Raw genomic sequence first — 21,013 nt, 5'->3', positions numbered from 1 at the left:
GTCCAGCACTGTTTGACAAAGCATCGCAAACCGTAATTTTCCGGAATGGATCCGGAAGTCGCTTACCGGCGGATGATCTTGTGGTCGACTACCGCCCTGGACATGCCCTGGTCTCCCGACACCTTCGCACACCAAGCCGTCTGACATGCAGCTTTCACGACGCGCAGGGGCCGATGGTCGCGCACGTCGATGGTGCAGTCGTGGGCCTGTACTTCAACCCGCGGCGCAGGGCGCGCGGTCACAACTGTCGCCGGTACCGGCCCGGAGCCGTGCCGTGCGCTCTCTTGAATGCATTGGCAAACGCGAACTCCGAGGTGTAGCCGACGTTGTTGGCCACGGTGGCCAGTGGGGCTTCGGATTCACGCAGAAGTCTGGCGGCGATTGTCATGCGCCACCAGGTCAGGTAGCTCGATGGCGGCTGGCCGAGCAGAGCGGTGAATCGCCGGGCAAGGGCGGGCCGTGAAAGTCCGGCATGAGCGGCCAGTTCCTCGACGGTCCACTGCCGGGCCGGATCAGCGTGGATGGCCTGAAGCGCGGAAGCTGTGGCGGGGTCGCGCAGCGCAGCGGCCCAGCCGGTGGTCTTGTGGTGGCTTGCCTGTTTGTCGTGCCAGGTGCGCAGAATATAGAGCAGGAGCATGTCCAGCAGTGCGCGCACGATGACGTCGGCACCTTCGCGGGGCTCTATCACCTCGCTGTTGAGCAGCTCGATGGCGGAGCGCAGCTCCGGGCGGTGTCCCTGACTGGCGGGAAGGTGGAGGATCTGTGGAAGCTCCTGGAGCAGGGGGTGGGGTCTCGACTCGTCCAGCAGATATGCGCCGCACAGCATGACGGTGGGGACGGCCACGGAGCCGGGCGCATTCCCCGCAATCGCAGCGGGTTGTTCGTTACGCCTGATCGGGAAGCTGGCGGGTGCGGGGAGGGGTGTGTCGGGCATGGGAGTGGAGGGGTGGTCGGCAATCCCGACCTCGGTGCCATGACGCAGGAACGCTACGTCGCCGGCGGTGAGCGGGATCGGTGCGCTGTGTGGCGGTACCAGCCAGCATTTCCCCTGAAGCACGACGTGGAAGCCGGCTCCAGGGACGGTGGTGGGCAGGCGTCTGCCGAATGGGCCGTGGTGCTCGACGCGGGCAGAGTGCGGGCGACCGATGCGCATGGCCGCGATCACGTCGCTGAGCACATCCATGAGGGCAGCCTATGACCACCAGCGAGAGTTTGGCGCATGAAGTTGAGCGTTGCACTTATTGGGCGCCTCCCTCTCTCGGCATAACGTGAGCTCGGAGCGGATGATCAACGTCCGCACGATGCACACGGAGACAGGCATGACGACCGTGATCTGCGGTGGCGGTGGCTACACGGCCAACCTGGTTGCGACAGGGCTGACCCGGCGAGGCGTTGACACGGTACTGGTTGCGTGTGACAGGCGATGCCTCACCTGAAGCCGAGGCGTCGGCAGTTTGCCCGCGGGGCTCGCTGAGGCGACTGCGCGCGCGGCACGGTTGGGGCGTGGTCGATGATGCAGCCGGGGGCGGCGGCCACGCGGAAGGTGTGGTGCGGGGGGCGGCCGTGTACGGGACCACCCTGGTTACGTCACATCGAAGCCGCACGTCGGCTCGTTGCCGACGATGCCAAGGACGGCGTACTCGTCCCCGCACGCACACGACTCCACCGGCCGCGCGGTCGGCTGCGGGCCTCACCACGAGCTTCCTGATCTCCGCTCTCCGACAGATCACGGAGTGTGCATCGAAAAAGGCTGCGGAGCCTGCAACACCCTCTTAGGAGCACGGAATGAAGATCTGGATACGGATGGTCGGCGGGGCCCTGTTGCTCTTCTCCGGCGTGGTGTGGAGCTTGCAAGGCTCTGGCGCGGTCGGCGGCAGCAGCATGTCGGGGCAAGGCCAGTGGCTGGTGATCGGGTTGTTCGTGGCCGTCGTTGGCGCGATCCTGCTCGTCGGCGGAGTCAGGAAGCTGCGGGCAGGGGAGAGGGGGTGACCGAGAGCGCGGACGGCGAGGGCAGGCCAGTCGGGCGACGGGTCATCCTCGGCATCCTCGGACTCGGCGCCGTCGGGGTGCCCCTCGGCGCGCGCCTGCAGAACGTGACGGACCAACTGCTGGCCACCGTGAGCAGCAAGGACCCCACCGGTCTGACAGGGCTGCTGCCGGGCGGCGGCGGTTTCCGCTTCTACTCCGTGGCCGACAGCATCCCGCATCGCTCTCCCGCCGACTACCGGCTCACGGTGAACGGCCTTGTCGACCGCCCGGCGACGTACACGCTGGAGCAGTTGAAAGGCATGCCGCGCACCCGCCTGGTCAGGGACGTCCAGTGCGTCACCGGCTGGCGGGTGCCGCAGACGCCATTCGCAGGGGTGCAACTGTCGCACTTGCTTGAGACGGCCGGGGTGAAACCCGGGGCCAAGGCGGTGCACTTCACGTGCTTCGACGGCGTCTACACCGAAAGCCTCACCCTGGAGCAGGCGAGACGCCCCGACATGCTCGTCGCCTACGAGATGCAGGACAAGCCGGTCACCACCCCGCACGGCGGACCCGTACGGCTCTACGCCGCGCCGATGTACTTCTACAAGTCGGCGAAGTGGCTCGCCGGGATCACGGTCACCGACCGCGTCATACCCGGCTACTGGGAGCCGCGCGGCTACGACATCGACGCGTGGGTCGGCAAGTCGAACGGACGCGACGATGACTCGACCGGCTGAACCGTCCGAGCTGATACGGCGCTTCACCGCCGCCGAACGCTGGATCCACCGCACCACGGCCGCGCTGATGGGCACCGCCCTGATCACCGCCGCCTTCCTGTACCTGCCCGCACTGGCCGAGCTCATCGGCCGGCGAAGCCTGCTGGTGACCGTGCACGAATGGGCGGGCATCACCATGCCCGTCCCGCTGCTGGCCGGACTGGTCTCACGAGCCTTCCGTGCCGACCTCGTCCGCCTCAACCGGTTCGGTCCCCACGACCGCGGCTGGCTGCGGGCGACGCTGCGTCGGCGCCCTCACCCGTCGGGGAAGTTCAACGCGGGTCAGAAGCTGTACGCGGCCATGATCTCCGGAGCCGCGTTGGTGATGATCGGCACCGGCCTCATCATGTGGTTCCCGCGTCTCACGCCGCTTTTCCTGCGTACGGGGGCGACATTCGTCCATGACTGGCTGGCCCTGCTCATTGGTGCCCTGGTCGGCGGCCATATCTGGATGGCGTCCCGGGATCCCGAGGCGCGTACCGGCCTGCGCACCGGCCTGGTTCCCCGCTCATGGGCCAAGCGCCACCACCCGCTGTGGGAGCAAGAACAGCCCGGTGACCACCAGCTGGTGGGCCTCAACACCGGCGGCCTCGAGCAGTTCGTGCACGCCACGGGCGTACCGACCGGTTCCCAGACGCTCCCGGACCACCTGATTCCTCGGGTTCTCGAGGACTACGAGGCCACCGGCAAGGAATTCGGCATCGAGTTCCACCCCGAGGACCCTGGAACCGCGAAGGGCTGAGCTGGCCTCGCCGGGCGGCCCGTCACCTGCTGACACACCAGATCGCGAGCAGAGAGAAGATCGCCGATGGAAGCTGTAGTCGGAACGAGCGTTGAGATACCCACGGCGGACGGCACTGCTGACGCCTACCTGGCCCGTTCCGCCGACGGTGCCGCCCACCCCGCCGTACTGCTCTACATGGACGCCTTCGGACTTCGTCCCGGACTGAAGCGAATGGCCGACCGGCTCGCCGGAGCCGGCTACACCGTCCTCGTCCCCAACATCCTTTACCGCCATGGGCGGGCTCCTGTGGTGGACCTCCCCGACTTCATCGGAACGACCCACCGCCCGGAGCTGTTCGCGCGGATCCGCCCGGTCGTGGCGGAGCTCACGCCCGACCTGGCCATGCGGGACGCCGACAGCTACCTGTCCTGGCTGGCCGCCCGCCCGGAGACCACCGACGGGCCGGCCGGCGTCACCGGCTACTGCCTGGGCGCCGGGCTCGCCCTGCGCACCGCCGCCGCTCACCCCGACCGGGTCGCCGCGGCGGCCGGCTTCCACGGCGCTCACCTGGCCACGGACGCCCCCGACAGCCCGCATCTGCTCGCCAACCGAATCAAGGCAGAGCTGTACTTCGGTCACGCCGACGAGGACCCCGCACTGCCGCCCGAGCAGATCGAGCGCCTCGACAAGTCCCTGACCGCAGCAGGCGTACGCCACCACACCGAGGTCTACCGAGGTGCACCCCACGGCTACACCCAGGCCGACACCGACGCCTACCACGCCGCGGCCGCCGACCGGCACTGGGCCGCGCTGCTGGACCTCTTCGGCCGCGCTCTGTGAATCGCACGACCTGACCCTCGGCCGCGACCACGTCAAGATCCTGGTGGACACCCCTTTGCGATCTCGTTGCGCGAGCTGTTCCATACCTGCGCTGCACTCCGCACCGGACTACCTGCCACCCGAGGAGTTCGAGGCGGCTCACCACCGTTCCTCGGTCACCCTGATCGCCGCCTCGGCCGTCTGGGAGATCCTGCACGTGGCCGGCATCGATCCGGCCCCGCGCCGCACTGGCCCCACCCGGCGCGAGTTCCTCTTCGCCCAGGCAGCCGGTGTGATGGCCTGCGACTTCCTCCACATCGACACCATCGGCCTGCGCCGGCTGTACGCCCTGGTCTTCCTCGAACACCACACTCGGCGCCTGCACATCGCCGGCGTCACTGCACACCCGACCGCTGCCTGGGCCACCCGGCAAGCCCGCAACCTGGCCGCCGAACCCGGCGCGAGCATGGACCCGCTGCGCATCTTGATCCGAGGCCGCGACAGCAAGTACGCCGAGGCATTCGGCGCGGTGTTCCACGCCGAAGATATCGAGATCATCAAGACACCGGTCCGCGCGCCGGGGGTCAACGCCCACTGCGAGCGAGTGATCGGCATCCTCCGCCGAGAAGTTGGATGCTTGATCCCCGGGAAGCCATTCCGTGATCGTCCCCGAGGACGTCCTTCTCAGGCGTCCGCCGCGTGTGCTGGGCGCGCGGCAGGGACCCAGTGGAGGTCCGGCGCGGACAGCCACGAATCGGCCACCGAGTTGTGGAACGCCCTGCGCGCGTCCTCCACGCCCCTGACCGGCGAAGGGCTACCGGCGCTGGGCCGCCTTGAGAGATCTGCGGCGACCCCCGGCGGCAGGGTGCGGATCCTGCTGCGTGAACTCCTCGTCCACGGAGCTGCGTTCGACGAGGCGGGCTGGGGCGTGATCACCGAGCAGTTGGTCGTCCAGATGAAGCTGCTCGCCGACCGGCCGCTGAAGGCCGTCGGCCTGGAGTTCACTCCGGCGGCCGAGGCGGCCGCAGCAGCAGCGGGTGGCGTCCCCGAGAGCTCCGCCGCAGCGCCGGTGGTGCGGGCCGTACCCGGGACCATCCAGAGCGCGAAGGGCGAGACCCATGCGGCGACGCTGATCCTGGAGTGCCTTGAGAAGAACGGCAAGAAGTTCGACGTGACCGAGGCGCTCCGCATAGTCGCGGAGGGGAGCGACCCCAGCGGGAACTGAAGAGTGTCCAGGCCGCTGTGCAGCTCGTCTTCGTCGGGGCGACGCGCCCCACCCACCTGCTGGTGCTCGCCGCCCACCGCGACCGCAGCAAGCGGTACGTGGAGGTGATGACCGACGCGGGCTGGGACGTCCGGGACCTCACCGAGCACTGACCCCTGCATCCGTCCCGACAGAACCGTCGCCCTCTGGTCAGAGCTCCATCAAGTTCCGTGATTGCGTGGAGGGTTGGCAATCAGCCGGTAGGGGCGGATGGCGGAGATCTCCGAGCGGCGTCGCGTGGCTACCGCTGCTCGGCCGCGTAGATCTGCCGGGCGACATCGAGAAGCCGGTCGCGTGTCGTGTTGAGGTCGCTCGTGGTAGAGACATCTTCTGGACATCGCCGGCTTTCCACATCACCGTGATATCGGAGTCGTCGGAGACGACGACGGCGTCGGGGCTCAGACCCGATACCGACTGCTGTGTCCTGTTGCCGTCGCTGCCGACGATGTCGAGATCCCGTACCTCGTCCTGCACGGTCCGGCCGTCCTGCCACTTCTCGATGGCCAGAGCGACGCTGTTGCCGTAATCGGCACCGGACATGGAGTACTCGCACATCGTCGGGCCGTTAATGTCGGCGGCGGGCACCGTCTTCCCGAGGATCTGGCCGGCCATGCTCTGGGTCAGCAGATCGCACGGCTGGGTGTTCGCGTCCGTCGATCCGGAGCCGGACGTCGACTTCGTGCCTGTGGTCGGGGCCAGGGACGTGGTGGCGTCCGCAGCCGGCGCCACCGCCGTGCCGGAACCGCCGCCGTCACACGCCGCCATCCCGCCCACGCACGCCACGCCGACGAGTCCAACCGCCGCTCGCCTCAGCCACCACCGAACGCCGCTCATGGTTTCCCTTCGCCCCCGACCATCGGCGCTGCCGACCGATCGTCCCGAACTGCTGTGCCGCCAGTGTCACCGCCACCGGGACCCGACTGAACCCGGAATCGTCCGGGGTCCGACAGGCCCGGGCCTGGGGCAGGATGTGCGGGTGTCCTCGCCACCGCCCACCGCGCCCTCGCCGCCCACACACGACGGGTCCGGGCGGAGGGGACTGCGGCTGTGGTGGCCGTGGCGCGGCGACGGGGCTCTGTCGACGACCGCGGCCGGTGCGGAGTCGGCCGTGGTGATCGCGTTCGTCTCGCTGCGGATCGGCACGCTGCTGGAGATTCTCCCCGCGGCCCCGCACGGTCTGGCCCGGGCGTCCGACCCGGTTCTCGACGCGGCGTTGATGGGGGTCGCGCTGGTGGAGTCGGTGGCGCTGTGCACGGTGGCGGTGCGTCGGCGGCGATATCCGGCAGGGTGGTGGGCGTGGGCCGACGTGGGCCTGGCGATGGCGGTCCTGCTGTGTGAGCCCTGGTATCTGAGCCCCGATGACTGGGTCGGAACCTGGACGGCGTGGGGCGGTGCGCTCAGCGTGAACGCGGTGTTCGGCGCGGCGATCGGGTTTCCGGCCCGGTGGCAGACCGCGGTGGCGACATGCGGGGTCTCCACGGCCTACGCGCTTCCCAGCGTGGTCTTGTCGCACGCGCATGCCTCGACCGCGGCCAGCAACCTGGTGAGCTACGCCGTGTTCGCTGTGGCGGCCCGGTCATCGGCCACGTTCATCCGCCGCCTGGGCCGTGACGCGGACCGCGCACGCGAGAGTGCCGCGATCGCGGCCGGACAAGCCGAACGGGACCGGCACCGGCTGCTGCTGCACGATCACGCCACGATCCTGCGCCTGCTGTCCGAGCCGGGTCTTGAGCCCGCGTTGGTGGAGGCGCTGCGTGGTCAGGCCGCCGCCGGGGCGGCCCGGGTGCGCAGCTTCCTGGCCGAGCCGGATGGTGCGACGGCCGGATCGCCGGGAACCTTGGCCGCGGTGGTGAGGTATGCCGGTGAGGGCTTCAGCGATCTGCCGATCGACTACGCGGTGGATCTCGCGACCGATGTGGTGATTGTTCCGGCGGTCGCCGATGCGCTGCGGGAGGCGCTGGCGACGGTGTTGCACAACGTGCGGACCCACGCTGCGGCCGGCCATGTCGTCGTCCACGCCGATGCGCCGCCGGGCCTGGGCTGCTGGGAGGTCAGCGTCCGCGATGACGGACGTGGATTCGACCAGTCCCGTCGGCCGCTCGGCTTCGGGCTGCGGGTGCAGGTGGGCCGTGCGCTGGCCGAGGTCGGAGTGGAAGCGGAGATCCGGTCCGCGGTCGGTGAGGGAACGGTCGTGCTGCTGCGCGGAAGGTTGGAGGGCCAGTGAGTGTCCATGGGCGAACCGTCCCTGGAAGGACGGGGATCCGTGTGGTCGTCGTCGATGACGACACGGTCATCCGGGAGGGACTGCCCCGCCTCATTCCGGAACTGCGGGTGCACTTGGCGGTCAGCAGTGTGGAAGAACTACTGGCCGCGCGGCCGGAGACGGACGTCGTCCTGCTCGATCTAGTGCTGACCGGTACCGGTCGCACCGGCGTACGCCAGGGAGCGGTCGCCGTGGAAGCCGTTGCGCGAGCCGGATACCAGGTGTTGATCTACACGAACGAGCGCCGCCGCGAGGTGCTGGTCGGCTGTGTGGCAGCAAGTGCTCGCGGCGTGATCCACAAGGCGGAGCCACTGGCGGCTCTGGCCGAGGCGGTGGCGGAGGTGGCGGCCGGCCGTGTGGTCGTCACGCAGGCCCTGGTGGGACTGGCTGAGTTGGCGGAGCGCCGGGGCACTCTGCCGAGCCTGACATCGCGGCAGCGGGAGATTCTGTCGGCCAGGGCCCGTGGGGAGACGTTCCGCAGCATCGCCGAGCGGCTGTTCATCAGCAAGAAGACCGCCGAGGAGCACATGGCCGTGGTGACCGCGAAGTTCGCCGGTTTCCTGCGCGACCACTCCCCCGCCGACCTGGAGCGCGAGCTGGGTCTCGGCCCCGAGAACGGCGCGCGGTTCGGGCGGGCGAAGACCCATCGGGGCGAGCGGTCGGCGTTCCCGCAGGTACGGGTGGTGGCACTGGCCGAGTGCGGCACGCATGCGATCACACATGCGACCCTGGGGCCGTTCACGACCGCCGAGTCGGTCCTGGCGCATGAGCTGTTTCCCGCCCTGGGCTCGGGCGATCTGTTGATGGCCGACCGTGGGTTCGCCGGCCTGGCGCAGTGGCGGGCCGCCTCGGTCGGCGGCGCGGACCTGCTGTGGCGGATCAAGTCCACTGCCGTGCTGCCGGTGCGGCGGGAGCTTCCCGACGGCTCATACCTGTCGGACATCGTCGCCGCCAAAGACCACCTCAAGCGCACGGATCCGAGTGTGGTGCGGGTCATCGAGTACACCCTGGACGACCCCGGCCGACCGGTACAGTCAGCGCCTTACCGGCTGATCACCACCATCCTCGACCACGAGGCAGCACCCGCCACGGAACTGGCGGCCCTGTACAACCAGCGGTGGGAGATCGAGACCGCTCTGGATGAACTCAAGACCCACCAGCGTGGCCCCGCCGAGGTCTTGCGGTCCCGCTCGCCGGACGGTGTCGAGCAGGAAGTCTGGGCCCATCTGCTGGTCCACCACGCAATCCGCCAGCTCATGCACATCGCCGCCGAGGGCGTCGACATGGACCCGGACCGGCTTTCCTTCACCCGCACCCTCCGCCTCGCCCGACGTCAGGTCACCGCGCAGGCGGCCTTTTCCCCCTGACCGCTTGGCCGTATCCCTCGCCCAGGGGCTGCGCGAGATAGCCCGCCACCTACTGCCGGCTCGCTGCAGACGTACCAACCCCCGCGTCGTCAAACGCAAAATGTCGAACTTCGGCGTCAAACGTCTCGACCACCGCAACTGGCCCCGGCCGACCCGTGACCCAGCCGAAGCCGTGACCATCGCACCCCACCACAAGACAGCCCCGATCAACCCACCCGTCAAAGTGCGACGCGTCTGGGACCACGATCCCGACTAAGTCACTGGTATTGAGGCTAATGGCGGCTTCTGGGCTTACCTCGGCGATCCCCCACGACCACTCCACGGCCACCCCGCAGGTCTCGCCCTCGCCCTGCCGGGCGTGCCCGTCGCCGAGGCTGAGCAGCGCGCCCTCGACGTTGACCCCCAGGTAGCAGGTGACGCCGGCCCGCATCTCGGGTGTGTCCATGTTCCCGCCGTGCGCGTCCGGCACCAGGGCCGAGCGCACCTCCAGATTCGCCGGGGCCACTCCGACCGTGCCGTGCATCGGGTCCAGCGGCAGCTCCAGCTCGATGCCGCCCTCGTGGGCCCGGAACAGGGCCGTGCGCCGGGTGCGGTCCAGCTGCCAGATCCAGACCGTCTCCGGCAGGGGCGGTTGCAGGGTGGCCGTCGTGTGTGTCGAGGTGAGCGCGCCGAACAGGGGGACCGTCGTCGACGCCGCCCAGTCCCGGGCCGGTTCGACCGACACGAAGTGCACGGCGACCGTGTCGCCCGGCTCCGCGCCCTCGATGTGGAAGGGACCGGTCTGCGGGTTGAGGAACGGGAACTCGCACACCTCGGAGACCAGGTCTTTCTCGGACCGCACCCGTCCGGCGAAGCAGTCCTCCGTGTACAGGTCGAGGACCGTGCCGGGCGCGATCCGCGCCACCGGCGGCGCCCCGCCGAACGTCCAGGCGTAGTCGTCCGGTCCGGGCCGGACGGTGAGGATACGGGGTTCGGTCATCGCGCTGCTGCTCCGTTCTGTGGGGCGACCGTGCCAGGGGTGTTCTCTTCGAGGTGGACCCGCGCGGTCTCGGCTATGTGCTCGGGGTGACGCCGGATCAGCACCAGGAGGACGACCGCTCCGACCGCCATCCAGACGCCGACCACCAGACCGGCGTACGACACCGGCGCGGTCAGCTTCGTCACGAAGTCGAAGACGGGCAGACCGGCCGCGGTGAGCAGGGCGGGGACGAAGGCCACGATGCCCAGCAGCGGGAGGAGCAGGTGCCGTACGGGCTTGAGGGACTGGCGGCCGTGACGCAGGAAGTAGCCGGCGCAGGCGAGGTTGACGACGATGTAGACGCCGATGACGACCGTCACGATCACCGTGGCCAGCAGCAGGAACGCGGTCACCGGGTCGTAGCCGAAGCCCAGCCCCAGCACCGCCCCGACCGCCACGGCCGTCTGCACCGCGATGCCGGCGACGGGGGAGCGGTACCGGGGATGGAGCGTGGCGAGGACGCGCGGAAGGACCCGGATGCGGGCCAGCGCGAAGGCGGTCCGTGTGGACACGTTGGCGCAGGCGTTGGCGTTGGCGATCGTCGAGTTCACGACCGCGAGGAACACGAGCACCCAGAAGAGCCCGAAGGAGGCCCGGGCGACGCCCTCCCAGGACGCCTCGCCCGCCGCCCCGAAGGAGGCGAACCGGTCCGGGCCGACGTACACGGCCATCGCATAGGTCGTGACCACGTAGAACACGCCGATCCCCAGAGCCGCGCCGAGTACCGCGCGGTGCATGGTGCGGCGCGGGTCGCGGGTCTCCTCGGCGAGCGGCGCGGCCGCCTCGAAGCCGGCGAACGCCAGCACGGTGTAGACGGAACCGGCGAAGACCCCGCTGACCCCTGCGTAGCCCCGCGCCGTGTGCGAGGTCCCGAACACGGAGAGGGTGTTGTGACCGCCGGCCCTGACGATCAGCCATCCGGCGAAGACGAGGAACACCGCGATCTCGAAGACCCCGAGGACCGTCCCGAACCGGGCCGAGGCACGTACGCCCAGATACCCGGTGACGGCGATGACGGCCGCGCCGGCCAGCGCCCACGGCCACCACAGGTCCACCGGGTAGGAGGCCCACTCGTCATGCAGGGTCCCCGCCGCGGTGAACCCGAGCTGGAGCAGCAGCAGCGGCGGAACCAGCGCCTCCACGAACACGTAGCCCCAGCCGACCAGGAACCCGACGGCCGGATGCAGCCCCTGCGCCGCGTACGTGGCGACGGAGCCCGCGGCTGGTAACTCCCGTGCCAGCTCGGCCACGCACGACGCGGTGAACAGACAGGCCACCAGAGCGATCACCACGGCCAGAGGCAGACTGCCACCGGCGAACACCGCCCCCGCCGGAATGGACGCGGCGACGGCGGCGGCAGGCGCCATCGCCGTGACGCTCTGGAACAGCACCTCCCGCAACCCCACCGCGTCCCGCCGCAGCCCCACGGCCGGCTCTCCCGACATACGTCCCCCTGACGTGCGTGTTCCCCTCGTGCCGGCGGATGCCTCGCGTGAATCACGGTACGGCGGCCGGGGGCCGGGCAGAAGAGCGCCTGGGGTTCCGTGGACAGGGCGCGGGCTGTGGACAACTTCCTCACTCACACGAGTGAAGGGGGGGTGCGAGGCGGCGGCCTCGGTCAGACCCGCTCCGCCACCGTCGCCGGATCGTCGAGGACGGCCCGGATCACCGAGTGGGCCGCGCCCAGGAGGGGGCCCTCGGAGCCCAGGCGGGAGACGGAGACCGGGCAGGCGGGTCCTGTGGTGCGGTCGGCCAGTTCGGCTTCCAGGGCGGGGAGGAGCCAGGGGGCGAACCCGGCCAGGGCGCCGCCCAGCACCACCGACTCGGGGTCCAGGAGGTTGACGGCGCCGGTCAGGGCGATCCCCAGGGCGGTACCGGCGTCGCGCAGGGCGCGCCGTACGTCCTCGTCGTCCGCGCCCGCCCGCTGTGCCAGCAGGCCCGCCGCGTCGTCCCGGGATTCGAGACCGGCCGCGCGCAGCACCGCCTCCTCGCCGGCGTACTGCTCCAGGCATCCGCGTCCGCCACAGGCGCAGCGCGGCCCGTCGGGGCGGACCGGCACATGGCCGAGCTCGCCCGCGAAACCGCGCTTCCCGCGCAGCAGCTGCCCGTCCACGACGACGGCGGCGCCGATGCCGATCTCCGCGGACACGTGCAGGAAGTCGCGCGGTGTGGCGTCCCCGAGCCACAGCTCGGCCAGGGCGCCGAAGTTGGCCTCGTTGTCGACCGTCAGCGGGAGGTCGGGGGGCAGCAGCGCGCCGAGGTCGGTGTCGTGCCAGTCGAGGTTGGGGGCGTGGACGACCGTGTGTCCGTCGCGGGCCACCAGGCCGGGGACGGCGACCGCGAGACCGGCCGGCCACAGGCCTTCGCGCTCCGCGTCCGCCACGACCCGCCGTACCAGCCCGGTCAGCTCCGCCAGCACCGGGCGCGGATCCCGGCCCCGGTTCGTGCCGTGCCGCACGGCACGCGCGCGTACCTCGCCGCGCAGGTCCACCGCGCACACGGCGAGATGGTCGACCCCGACTTCCGCCCCGACACCGGCCGGGCCGTGCCCGCTGACCGCGAGCGCCGAACCCGGCCGCCCGACACGGCTGGGCCGCTCGGGGCCCAGTTCCTCCAGCAGCCCCCAGCGGATCAGCTCGTCGACGAGGGTCGACACGGCCGCTCTGGTGAGACCGATGCGGGAGGCGACCGCGGCCCGCGACAGCGAACCCTCCGCGCTGACCGCGTGCATCACGCGCGCGAGGTTGCGCCGGCGCATGCCCTGCTGGGTGTCCGGCAGGGCACGGCCGGTCCCCGTCGGGCGGGCCTCGTGCAGCGGTGCGGTCATGCCTCCATCAATCCTCTGGACACTGTCCTTTGCTGATCAGCGGTTCTCCGGCGCCTGTTCCAGCAACGGGGCCGCGTCGGAGAGTACCCCGGAGATCCTGGCGAGCGTCGCCGCGTCCCGCTCCACCGCGTCCAGCACCGGCCCCGCGGCCGTGTTCCAGCGCCGGGCCACCGCCGCCGGGTCCTCGCCGGTGAGCAGCCCGGCCGCCTGCGCGGCGGCGCCGAGGGCGACCAGTTCCTTCGCCTCGGGCACCTGCACCGGTCGCCCCGACAGCCGCCGTACCGTCTCCTGCCAGGCCCGGCCCCGGGCGCCGCCGCCGATCAGCAGCAACGGGGTGGTCCGGTCCGCGTCCTCGTCGAGCACCAGGTCCAGGGCGCCCAGCAGGGCGTGCACGGCGCCGTCGTAGGCGGCCTGGAGGAGCTGGCCCGCGGTGGTGTCGTGGCGCAGGCCGTGCAGCAGCCCGGAGGCGTGCGGCAGGTTCGGGGTGCGCTCGCCGTCCAGGTACGGCAGCAGGGTCACCGAGGTGCCGGGCTCGACCGCCTCGCGGTCCAGACCGAGGAGCGCCGCGACCCGGTCGACCGCGAGGGTGCAGTTCAGGGTGCAGGCCAGCGGCAGCCAGTCGCCGTGCGCGTCGGCGAAGCCCGCCACCGTGCCCGTGGGGTCGGCCGGGCGGTGCTTGGAGACGGCGTACACCGTGCCCGAGGTGCCGAGGCTCAGCACCGGGGTGCCCGGGCGCAGTCCGAGCCCCAGCGCGGCCGCCGCGTTGTCGCCGGTGCCGGGCGCCACCAGGGTGCCCTTGGAGAACGGCAGGTCGTGGCTGTCGCGGACGGTGCCGGCGACCTCGCCGGGCCGGACCACCCGGGGCAGGAACGCCGGATCCAGGCCCACGTGCGCGAGGGTCTCCTCGTCGTACGCCTCGGTCGCCGACGCCCACCAGCCGGTCCCGGACGCGTCGCCGCGGTCGGTCGTGCCCTGCCCGGTCAGGCGCTCGGTGAGGTAGTCGTGGGGGAGCCGTACGGCCCTGGTCGCGCGGACCGCCTCCGGCTCGTGCTCCGCCAGCCACGCCCACTTCGTGACCGTGAACGACGCGCCCGGCACGCTGCCCGTGCGCTCCGCCCAGGCCTTCGGTCCGCCCAGCTCCTCGATCAGCCGCTGCGCCTGCGGCGCCGATCGGACGTCGTTCCACAGCAGCGCGGGCCGCACCGGCTCGCCGCGCTCGTCCAGCGTGACCAGGCCGTGCTGCTGGCCGCCGATCGACACGGCCGCCGCCTGGTGCGCCGCGTCCCCGCACTGGCGCAGCGCCTCGCACAGCGCGTCCCACCACTGGCGCGGATCACTCTCGCGGCCCGCTCCGGTGGTCACGGTGTGCGGCGCCTGGCCGCTCGCCACGACCTCGCCGGTGGCGGCGTCGACGACCAGCGCCTTGGTGGACTGGGTGGACGTGTCCACACCGACGACGAGCGGACCCTCGGCTGCTGACATCGGGCTCTCCCTTTTTGCGCGGCTCGCGCCTGACCTGACCTGCAGTTTTCCCGGTTCGTCGGGGTGTCGCGACCCGGTTGGCGCCCTTCGGGGACATGGTGACCCTTCCCAGGGACGCGTTGGCATACTAATTTGTAAACCGCGATGACGAAATAGTCGGCACGACAGTCGTCCACCAGTCATCCACCGCAGTCATCGAGCACAGCCCCCGAGCAAGGAGCCGCGGCATGAGCTTCCAGCCCACCCCCGAGGACAGGTTCACCTTCGGCCTGTGGACCGTCGGCTGGCAGGGAAGGGACCCCTTCGGCGACGCCACCCGCCGTGCCCTCGACCCCGTCGAGACGGTCCAGCGCCTGTCCGAACTGGGCGCCCACGGTGTGACGTTCCACGACGACGACCTGATCCCCTTCGGGTCCTCGGACACCGAGCGCGAATCGCACATCAAGCGCTTCCGCCAGGCCCTCGACGCCACCGGCATGAAGGTGCCGATGGCCACCACCAACCTCTTCACCCACCCGGTCTTCAAGGACGGCGCGTTCACCGCGAACGACCGTGAGGTGCGCCGTTACGCGCTGCGCAAGACCATCCGCAACATCGACCTGGCCGTCGAGCTGGGTGCCGAGACGTACGTCGCCTGGGGCGGCCGCGAGGGCGCCGAGTCCGGCGCCGCCAAGGACGTCCGGGTCGCCCTCGACCGCATGAAGGAGGCCTTCGACCTCCTCGGCGAGTACGTCACCTCCCAGGGCTACGACCTGCGCTTCGCCATCGAGCCCAAGCCGAACGAGCCGCGCGGTGACATCCTCCTCCCCACCGTCGGCCACGCCCTCGCGTTCATCGAGCGCCTGGAGCGCCCCGAGCTGTACGGCGTCAACCCCGAGGTGGGCCACGAACAGATGGCCGGCCTGAACTTCCCGCACGGCATCGCGCAGGCCCTGTGGGCGGGCAAGCTCTTCCACATCGACCTCAACGGCCAGTCCGGCATCAAGTACGACCAGGACCTGCGCTTCGGCGCCGGCGACCTGCGTGCCGCCTTCTGGCTGGTGGACCTCCTGGAGAGCGCCGGTTACGCGGGGCCGAAGCACTTCGACTTCAAGCCGCCGCGGACCGAGGACCTGGACGGCGTGTGGGCGTCGGCCGCCGGCTGCATGCGCAACTACCTGATCCTCAAGGAGCGTGCGGCCGCCTTCCGCGCGGACCCGGAGGTCCAGGAGGCCCTGCGCGCCTCCCGCCTCGACCAGCTGGCCCTGCCGACCGCGGCGGACGGCCTCCAGGCGCTGCTCGCCGACCGCACGGCCTTCGAGGAGTTCGACGCGGACGCGACCGCCGCGCGCGGGATGGCCTTCGAGCGGCTCGACCAGCTGGCGATGGACCACCTGCTGGGTGCCCGGGGCTGACCACGCACGCGCGCGTGAGGGCGTCCGCTTCGGCGGCGGCCCGCACGCGCGCGTGACGTTTCCTGTGCCCGGACGGCGGGTTCGTTCCGGAAATGCTCCGGAATCGTGCGGTCCACGGCATGAGGCCGTGTCAACTCTCCTACGGAGCTCGCGCGATGACCGGAACGCGGTGACTCTTGGCGGTATGGCCATGCCACCCGTACCACCACGACCGCCCGGCCCGCCGGAGGGCACCCCGCCGCCCGGCGGCTACGACCCGCCTCCGAACGGGGACTTCGGACCGCACCCGGGCGACCGCTTCGGCACGTCCTTCGGCGAGGGCTTCGGCCCGTCGTCGGACGACGTTTTCGACCGGCCCCCGCACGCCGGTTTCGGTGCCCCGCCCGGCGGCCAGGACCCGACCACCGCCGTCGGCCGGATGCCGCCACGTCCGCCGCGGCCGCCCCGTGGACGAAGGGGGCCGCTGTTCGCCGTACTGGCCCTGCTGGTCGCCGCGGTGGCCGTCGCCGCCGTCGTTCTGACGGTGTCCGGCGGCGACGGCTCGGCCGACGACAGACCCACCACGAGCAGCCCCAGCCCGTCCGGCTCGATCAGTCCCTCGTTCAGCCTGCCGACCGAGCTCCCCAGCAGCCTGCCGTCGGGGCTGCCGAGCGGACTCCCTTCGCAGTGGCCCTCAGGGCTGCCCAGCGAGCTGTCGGGCGGCCTGGACTCCCTGCTGCCCTCACTGCTGGGCTAGGACACAGCCCTTTGGCCGACCTTGCTTTGACCCGAAGTTCCTGTGGCCACAGTTCCCATTGGCCGCAGCTCCTTTGGTCACAGCCCCTTGGACAGCCGGACGTACACCAGGGTCGTCTCGACGCCGCTGTCGACGAGACGGCCCTGTGCGTCGAACGTGCCCGCGCCGTCTGTCATCCCGAAGTCGTTGTCGTTGCTCAGGGCGAGCGTGTCGTGGTCCACCCGCGCGATGCCCTCGATCTTCAGCGGCACCCCGGTCACCGTGTTCAGATCGACGACAAGACGCTTGCCGAGCACCGGGACCCCGGCGGCGGCCGGGTCCTCCAACTGCTCCAGCGAGGGGGACGTGGTGTCGTCGTCGCAGGCACCGCCGAGGATGTCCGACCTGTGGTCCAGCTTCACCACCTGCAGCCGAGCGGCGTTGTCGGTGCGCTCCTCGACCAGCAGCCGGTCGCCGCCGACGGCCACGATCGAGGAGATCTTCAGCTCGGAGGTGTCGTCCTCGCTCGGGTCCACCACGCTCACCGGGTCGAAGCGGTAGGCATACTCGGCCATGGCCTTCCGCCCCTTGGCGGCGGACCGTCGATTCCGCGGCCCGCGCCGCCTCTCGACCGCTTCGCGCAGGGCGGCGTGGCAGTGGGCCGTGTTCGCGTCGACGGCCTGCTCGTCCCCCTCAGGCGGGTGCGGGTGGGGTTCTTGCAGGAGGGAGTCGTCCTGAACGTCCGGTGCGGCGGCGGAATGGTTACGCTGAGAGCGGGGCTGCTTCACAATGTGTTCGACTCTGCGCTCAGGGGCCACTAGGGGGCGTTCGTCAGGGATGTCTCAGGGTCGCCGTCCGGAACCGCGGGAAGCGCGGGCCCGTTTTCAGATCAGAGAGCGGCAAGGGCCGCGAAGGAGGCGACGCAGATGTCGAAGAACGCGAAGATCGCCGCAGGAGGTGTGGCGGTCGGGCTCATCCTGCTGATATGGCTGCCCTGGTGGGTGACGTTCCTGATCGTGGTCGGCGTCCCGGTGGCCGCCTACCTCACCCTCGACCCCTCGCAGCGGCGCAGGCTGCGCCGGGTCACGCGCAAGGAGATCGGCCGCTGACCGGCCGCTGAGTCGCCTGCCCCGGGGCGGTGGCCCCGCTCCGACGCGCGCTGCGGGCGGGATACGGCCCGGGAGGGCTCACAGGGGCCTTACGGCCATCTTGTCGAGGGCTTCCAGGAGGCCGGGGAGCTCGGAGCCCCGGCCGACCGGCAGGACCTCGCCCGGTTCCTCGTCGAGGAGCACGAAGGCGATGTCGTCGGTGCGGGCCACCAGCGACCAGCCCGGCCCGTCGGCGCGCAGCGTACGGGCGTCGCCCGGGGCGAACGAGGAGCGGACCCGGCCCAGGGGCGGCGGAGTGTCCACGTAGGCCCGTGCCTCGGTCAGTACGCGCCGGATCCCGAGGTGACCCTTCGGGGCCGCCTCGGCGTCCTCGGTGGCCTCCTCGGACGCTTCTGCGTCCGCGGCCGCCGGTGTCCGGAAGTGGTCGTCGCTGATCTGCTCCCGCCAGACCGCCCACCGGAGGGCGATCTCGTCGGCGCCCAGCCGCCGCTGGGCCGGGCCCCAGGTGCTGGTGTCCGGCGGGGCCAGCGCGGCGCGGTCCGCCAGCTCCGGCCCGGGGTCGTGCGGCGCGGGCACGTTGGGGGCCGCCACGGCGACCGCCAGCGGCCAGCCGGGCAGGGCGGCGACCACCGTGCGCTCGTCCGGCGACAGGTCGTACTCCATGCCGCAGTCCCAGGACGCGATCGCCACGGCGACCAGCGAGACGTCGTCGATGACGACCGTCCAGCGTGCCCCGTCGCCGTCCTGGCCGAGCACCAGGCCGTAGCCGTCGACGCGCGGCGCCAGCTCCAGCGCCGCGCAGGCCTCCGGATAGTCGTCGCCCAGCACGCTCGGAAACTGCGCGGGCGTCAGCAGCACCGCGGTGAGCACATACAGTGCCTCGTCCGCGGCGACGGCCTCCTCGTCGGTCCCGGCCATCCCTGCCTCCCCAGTGGTTCTTCCAACGGCGCGCACCCTAGTGCGACGGGAAGGCCGTTGTCACGACCGCCCACTCCATGGGGAGCTGCAGTTTTCCACCGGGACCGGACGAAACGACCTCGGCGGCGAGGATGAAGCGGCGCCGGCCCCGGCGGTACCGAAGGGTCAGGCCACCGGCAGCCCCAGGAGGGCGCGGGCCACCGCGGACGGCGACTCGTCGCGCTCCCGTGCCAGGGTCATCACGGCTCGGTACGCCAGCTCGCTCACCCCGAACGACAGCGCCTCCGGCGACACCCAGCCCGCCGCTTCCTCGATCCGGTCCTGGTCGTCCTCCGCCCGGGCCGCGACATAGACGGCCGCGGCCTCGAACAAGTTATGCGTACGCCGCTCACGGCTCGGACGCGATTCCGGCGCTTTCTCGTCCTCGGTGCCACGAAATCTGCCTGCGTACCTGCGGATCCGGTCGAACACGCGGGCCCCCTTGCCCCTGTCGGCTGTCGCCTCCGAACCTGTGCTTTCCTCTGTCGAACCTAGAGTTGAAGCTCCGGCAACAGAAGAGGGCGTCGCCTGGACACCTCGGCCGGCCCCGGCTTCGGGCCCGCCCTCTCCAGCCGCTCGACCACCAGATGGCGGGTGCCCCCGGCGACGGGCCGCACATGCCCGGTCGGCGCGGCGATGTGCTTGCGCAGGACGGGGCCGCGCAAGGGGGCGTCGCCGTCCTGCCGCCCCGCCGGCGGCCGGGTCCGGTCTCGCGGCCGGCGCTCACCGGGGCGAACCTCGACGCCTTCGCCGTGGCGGTCGCCGGCTAGCTAGCTAGCTAGCCCGCCCGGACCGCCAGTGCCAGGAACCGGGCGTCCTCGTCCACGTACGACGTCATGCGCCACCCGGAACCGGCCAGCAGTGGGCGGAGGTTGCCCTCCGCGCGCAGGTCGTCCGGCGTGATCTGCCGTCCCTGCCGCGCCGCCAGAGCGGACCGGCCGATGGGGTGGAACAGGGCCAGGGTGCCGCCGGGGCGGACGACGCGCGCGAGCTCCCGCAGGTTCTCCGCCGGACGGGGCAGATGGGCGATCAGGCCCGCGGCGAACACGGCGTCGAGGGATTCCGAACGCACCGGCAGCGCGCCGACGTCGGCGAGCAGCAACCGCCCGTCACGGTCCCGGCCGGCCCGCCGGGCGGCGTGGAGCATCGCCGGGGTGAGGTCCACCCCGAGGACAGCGCCGGTGGGTCCCACGGCCCGGCGCAGCGGCGGCAGCGCGCGCCCGGTGCCGCAGCCCGCGTCGAGCACCCGGTCGCCCGCGCGCAGCCTCAGATCGGCGACGGCGGCAGCGTACGCGGGACCGTCGTCGGGGAACCTGCTGTCCCAGTCGGCCGCCCGCGCGGTGAAGAACTCCCGGACATGTGTGTGGTCATCGCTCATGGTCCGCATGATCCCTCACCGTCACGGAGGACGACCCTGCGCACATGTTCGAGCCGGACGCGATCGTTCCGGCGCATCTCTGAGTCATATTGCGGCACCTTTCGAAACGCGCCCCCTTTGTGCGCCCGTGCCCCCTAGCGTCCCTGGGCCATGGGACATCTGGACCACGCCACCTTCGGCTGGCTGACCCCCGTGCTGTCGTACGCCATGGCCTGCATAGGCGCCGCACTGGGGCTGCGCTGCACCGTCCGCGCGCTCGGCAGCACCGGCCGCTCGCGCCGCAACTGGCTGCTCACGGCGGCCTCGGCGCTCGGCACCGGCATCTGGACCATGCACTTCGTGGCCATGCTCGGCTTCGGCGTCAGCGGCACCGCCATCCGTTACGACGTGCCGCTGACCATCCTCAGCCTGCTCGTCGCCGTGGTCGTCGTCAGCGCCGGCGTCTTCGCCGTCGGCTACAGCCGCGACCGCAACCGGGCGCTCCTGCTCGGCGGACTCACCACCGGACTGGGCGTCGCCAGCATGCACTACATCGGCATGGCGGCCGTCCGGCTGCACGGCGCCGTCCGCTACGACCCGACGCTCGTCGGGCTCTCCGTCCTCATCGCCGTGGCCGCCGCGACCGCGGCCCTCTGGGCGGCGCTCAACATCAGGTCGCCCGTCGCGGTCACCGTCGCCTCCCTGGTCATGGGAGCGGCCGTCAGCAGCATGCACTACACCGGGATGTTCGCGGTCAGCGTGCACGTCACGCCCTCCGGCAGCCCCCTGCCCGGGGCCACGGCGATGCAGTTCATCTTCCCTCTGGCCGTCGGCCTCGGTTCCTATCTGTTCCTCACCTCGGCCTTCGTCGCGCTCTCGCCCACGGCCGGGGAGCGCGAGGCGTCCGCCTCGGCCCAGCGGCCCGTCATGGGCGCCGCGCGCTGACCCGGGGCCGACCCACCCTTTCCCG

General features: G+C 71.3%; 20 protein-coding genes and 2 pseudogenes. 12 read left to right on the top strand and 10 right to left on the bottom strand.

The features are described 5' to 3' along the window. Nucleotides 1-238: 238 nt before the first annotated feature. Complete coding sequence (locus AB0P24_RS11980) at nucleotides 239-1,183, bottom strand: AraC family transcriptional regulator (RefSeq protein ID WP_365792791.1); 945 nt, start codon at nucleotides 1,181-1,183, stop codon at nucleotides 239-241. Between the two features lie 602 nt (nucleotides 1,184-1,785). On the opposite strand from AB0P24_RS11980, the gene AB0P24_RS11975 reads away from it, so the two are divergent. The 6 genes and pseudogenes from AB0P24_RS11975 (at nucleotide 1,786) to AB0P24_RS11950 (ending at nucleotide 5,667) form a co-directional block, all read left to right on the top strand. Next, nucleotides 1,786-1,989: a hypothetical protein gene (locus AB0P24_RS11975; protein ID WP_365792789.1), complete on the top strand. Its 204-nt coding sequence runs from the start codon at nucleotides 1,786-1,788 to the stop codon at nucleotides 1,987-1,989. After that, nucleotides 1,986-2,708 carry a molybdopterin-dependent oxidoreductase gene (locus tag AB0P24_RS11970; protein ID WP_365792787.1) on the top strand — a complete coding sequence of 241 codons (723 nt, stop codon included), beginning with the start codon at nucleotides 1,986-1,988 and terminating at the stop codon, nucleotides 2,706-2,708. Before AB0P24_RS11975 ends, AB0P24_RS11970 begins: the two co-directional genes overlap by 4 nt. Further along, nucleotides 2,692-3,285: pseudogene (locus tag AB0P24_RS11965) on the top strand (cytochrome b/b6 domain-containing protein); the annotation flags it as partial. The gene AB0P24_RS11970 and the pseudogene AB0P24_RS11965, both read left to right, overlap by 17 nt. Nucleotides 3,286-3,555: 270 nt before the next feature. Next, on the top strand, nucleotides 3,556-4,311 hold the full coding sequence (locus tag AB0P24_RS11960; RefSeq protein ID WP_365792785.1) for a dienelactone hydrolase family protein: 756 nt from the start codon (nucleotides 3,556-3,558) through the stop codon (nucleotides 4,309-4,311). A 163-nt stretch (nucleotides 4,312-4,474) separates the two neighbouring features. Further along, nucleotides 4,475-4,921: pseudogene (locus AB0P24_RS11955) on the top strand (integrase); the annotation flags it as partial. A 611-nt stretch (nucleotides 4,922-5,532) separates the two neighbouring features. Further along, entirely contained in the window at nucleotides 5,533-5,667 is a 135-nt protein-coding gene (locus AB0P24_RS11950; protein ID WP_365792783.1) for a hypothetical protein, read from the top strand. A gap of 37 nt (nucleotides 5,668-5,704) precedes the next feature. On the opposite strand, the gene AB0P24_RS11945 is transcribed toward AB0P24_RS11950, so the two are convergent. Beyond that, nucleotides 5,705-6,388 carry a hypothetical protein gene (locus tag AB0P24_RS11945; RefSeq protein ID WP_365792781.1) on the bottom strand — a complete coding sequence of 228 codons (684 nt, stop codon included), beginning with the start codon at nucleotides 6,386-6,388 and terminating at the stop codon, nucleotides 5,705-5,707. A gap of 274 nt (nucleotides 6,389-6,662) precedes the next feature. Between AB0P24_RS11945 and AB0P24_RS11940 the strand changes: the two genes are divergently transcribed. Together AB0P24_RS11940 and AB0P24_RS11935 are read left to right on the top strand one after the other, a co-directional pair. Then, a complete protein-coding gene (locus AB0P24_RS11940; protein WP_365792779.1) occupies nucleotides 6,663-7,778 on the top strand; it encodes an ATP-binding protein in 1,116 nt (371 codons plus the stop codon). 41 nt (nucleotides 7,779-7,819) lie between these two features. Then, nucleotides 7,820-9,184, top strand: a complete 1,365-nt coding sequence (locus AB0P24_RS11935; RefSeq protein WP_365792777.1) for an IS4 family transposase — start codon at nucleotides 7,820-7,822, stop codon at nucleotides 9,182-9,184. Between the two features lie 49 nt (nucleotides 9,185-9,233). Here AB0P24_RS11935 and AB0P24_RS11930 read toward each other — a convergent pair whose 3' ends face one another. From AB0P24_RS11930 to xylB, 4 genes are all read right to left on the bottom strand, one after another. Further along, nucleotides 9,234-10,163 (bottom strand): acetamidase/formamidase family protein, encoded by a 930-nt coding sequence (locus AB0P24_RS11930; RefSeq protein ID WP_365792775.1) that lies wholly within the window; start codon nucleotides 10,161-10,163, stop codon nucleotides 9,234-9,236. Next, nucleotides 10,160-11,647 (bottom strand): APC family permease, encoded by a 1,488-nt coding sequence (locus AB0P24_RS11925; protein WP_365792773.1) that lies wholly within the window; start codon nucleotides 11,645-11,647, stop codon nucleotides 10,160-10,162. The genes AB0P24_RS11930 and AB0P24_RS11925 overlap by 4 nt, the downstream gene beginning before the upstream one ends. A gap of 173 nt (nucleotides 11,648-11,820) precedes the next feature. Continuing rightward, a complete protein-coding gene (locus AB0P24_RS11920) occupies nucleotides 11,821-13,029 on the bottom strand; it encodes an ROK family transcriptional regulator (protein ID WP_365792771.1) in 1,209 nt (402 codons plus the stop codon). Between the two features lie 36 nt (nucleotides 13,030-13,065). Further along, the gene (gene xylB, locus AB0P24_RS11915) at nucleotides 13,066-14,511 is read right to left on the bottom strand and encodes a xylulokinase (RefSeq protein WP_365792769.1); all 1,446 of its coding nucleotides are present in this window, start codon (nucleotides 14,509-14,511) and stop codon (nucleotides 13,066-13,068) included. Between the two features lie 227 nt (nucleotides 14,512-14,738). Between xylB and xylA the strand changes: the two genes are divergently transcribed. Then, entirely contained in the window at nucleotides 14,739-15,905 is a 1,167-nt protein-coding gene (gene xylA / locus AB0P24_RS11910; RefSeq protein ID WP_181809391.1) for a xylose isomerase, read from the top strand. Between the two features lie 184 nt (nucleotides 15,906-16,089). Next, entirely contained in the window at nucleotides 16,090-16,641 is a 552-nt protein-coding gene (locus tag AB0P24_RS11905; RefSeq protein ID WP_365792767.1) for a hypothetical protein, read from the top strand. 77 nt (nucleotides 16,642-16,718) lie between these two features. On the opposite strand, the gene AB0P24_RS11900 is transcribed toward AB0P24_RS11905, so the two are convergent. Further along, complete coding sequence (locus AB0P24_RS11900; protein WP_365792765.1) at nucleotides 16,719-17,408, bottom strand: esterase-like activity of phytase family protein; 690 nt, start codon at nucleotides 17,406-17,408, stop codon at nucleotides 16,719-16,721. A gap of 138 nt (nucleotides 17,409-17,546) precedes the next feature. Here AB0P24_RS11900 and AB0P24_RS11895 point away from each other — a divergent pair, with 138 nt between their 5' ends. Continuing rightward, nucleotides 17,547-17,729, top strand: a complete 183-nt coding sequence (locus AB0P24_RS11895; RefSeq protein WP_181809683.1) for a hypothetical protein — start codon at nucleotides 17,547-17,549, stop codon at nucleotides 17,727-17,729. 78 nt (nucleotides 17,730-17,807) lie between these two features. Here AB0P24_RS11895 and AB0P24_RS11890 read toward each other — a convergent pair whose 3' ends face one another. The 3 genes from AB0P24_RS11890 to AB0P24_RS11880 form a co-directional block, all read right to left on the bottom strand. After that, complete coding sequence (locus AB0P24_RS11890; RefSeq protein ID WP_365792763.1) at nucleotides 17,808-18,647, bottom strand: hypothetical protein; 840 nt, start codon at nucleotides 18,645-18,647, stop codon at nucleotides 17,808-17,810. A gap of 165 nt (nucleotides 18,648-18,812) precedes the next feature. Beyond that, nucleotides 18,813-19,118 carry a hypothetical protein gene (locus AB0P24_RS11885; RefSeq protein WP_365792761.1) on the bottom strand — a complete coding sequence of 102 codons (306 nt, stop codon included), beginning with the start codon at nucleotides 19,116-19,118 and terminating at the stop codon, nucleotides 18,813-18,815. Nucleotides 19,119-19,464: 346 nt separating this feature from the next. Beyond that, entirely contained in the window at nucleotides 19,465-20,064 is a 600-nt protein-coding gene (locus AB0P24_RS11880; protein ID WP_365792760.1) for a class I SAM-dependent methyltransferase, read from the bottom strand. A 150-nt stretch (nucleotides 20,065-20,214) separates the two neighbouring features. Between AB0P24_RS11880 and AB0P24_RS11875 the strand changes: the two genes are divergently transcribed. Then, nucleotides 20,215-20,988: an MHYT domain-containing protein gene (locus AB0P24_RS11875; protein ID WP_365792758.1), complete on the top strand. Its 774-nt coding sequence runs from the start codon at nucleotides 20,215-20,217 to the stop codon at nucleotides 20,986-20,988. Nucleotides 20,989-21,013: the final 25 nt, after the last annotated feature.

The sequence above is a fragment of the Streptomyces sp. NPDC086519 genome, from assembly GCF_040686075.1.
Classification (GTDB): domain Bacteria; phylum Actinomycetota; class Actinomycetes; order Streptomycetales; family Streptomycetaceae; genus Streptomyces; species Streptomyces shenzhenensis.
Note: the sequence above shows the minus strand (reverse complement) of the source record. Positions and strands in the feature narration are given on the sequence as shown.

What these genes read in the sequence shown, in the direction of transcription:
- AB0P24_RS11975 (WP_365792789.1), top strand. Translation starts at nt 1,786, where the DNA reads ATGAAGATCTGGATACGGATGGTCGGCGGGGCCCTGTTGCTCTTCTCC.
- AB0P24_RS11930 (WP_365792775.1), bottom strand. Translation starts at nt 10,163, where the DNA reads ATGACCGAACCCCGTATCCTCACCGTCCGGCCCGGACCGGACGACTAC.
- AB0P24_RS11925 (WP_365792773.1), bottom strand. Translation starts at nt 11,647, where the DNA reads ATGTCGGGAGAGCCGGCCGTGGGGCTGCGGCGGGACGCGGTGGGGTTG.
- AB0P24_RS11905 (WP_365792767.1), top strand. Translation starts at nt 16,090, where the DNA reads ATGGCCATGCCACCCGTACCACCACGACCGCCCGGCCCGCCGGAGGGC.
- AB0P24_RS11945 (WP_365792781.1), bottom strand. Translation starts at nt 6,388, where the DNA reads ATGAGCGGCGTTCGGTGGTGGCTGAGGCGAGCGGCGGTTGGACTCGTC.
- AB0P24_RS11890 (WP_365792763.1), bottom strand. Translation starts at nt 18,647, where the DNA reads ATGGCCGGGACCGACGAGGAGGCCGTCGCCGCGGACGAGGCACTGTAT.
- AB0P24_RS11875 (WP_365792758.1), top strand. Translation starts at nt 20,215, where the DNA reads ATGGGACATCTGGACCACGCCACCTTCGGCTGGCTGACCCCCGTGCTG.
- AB0P24_RS11980 (WP_365792791.1), bottom strand. Translation starts at nt 1,183, where the DNA reads ATGGATGTGCTCAGCGACGTGATCGCGGCCATGCGCATCGGTCGCCCG.
- AB0P24_RS11920 (WP_365792771.1), bottom strand. Translation starts at nt 13,029, where the DNA reads ATGACCGCACCGCTGCACGAGGCCCGCCCGACGGGGACCGGCCGTGCC.
- xylB (WP_365792769.1), bottom strand. Translation starts at nt 14,511, where the DNA reads ATGTCAGCAGCCGAGGGTCCGCTCGTCGTCGGTGTGGACACGTCCACC.
- AB0P24_RS11880 (WP_365792760.1), bottom strand. Translation starts at nt 20,064, where the DNA reads ATGAGCGATGACCACACACATGTCCGGGAGTTCTTCACCGCGCGGGCG.
- AB0P24_RS11895 (WP_181809683.1), top strand. Translation starts at nt 17,547, where the DNA reads ATGTCGAAGAACGCGAAGATCGCCGCAGGAGGTGTGGCGGTCGGGCTC.
- xylA (WP_181809391.1), top strand. Translation starts at nt 14,739, where the DNA reads ATGAGCTTCCAGCCCACCCCCGAGGACAGGTTCACCTTCGGCCTGTGG.
- AB0P24_RS11960 (WP_365792785.1), top strand. Translation starts at nt 3,556, where the DNA reads ATGGAAGCTGTAGTCGGAACGAGCGTTGAGATACCCACGGCGGACGGC.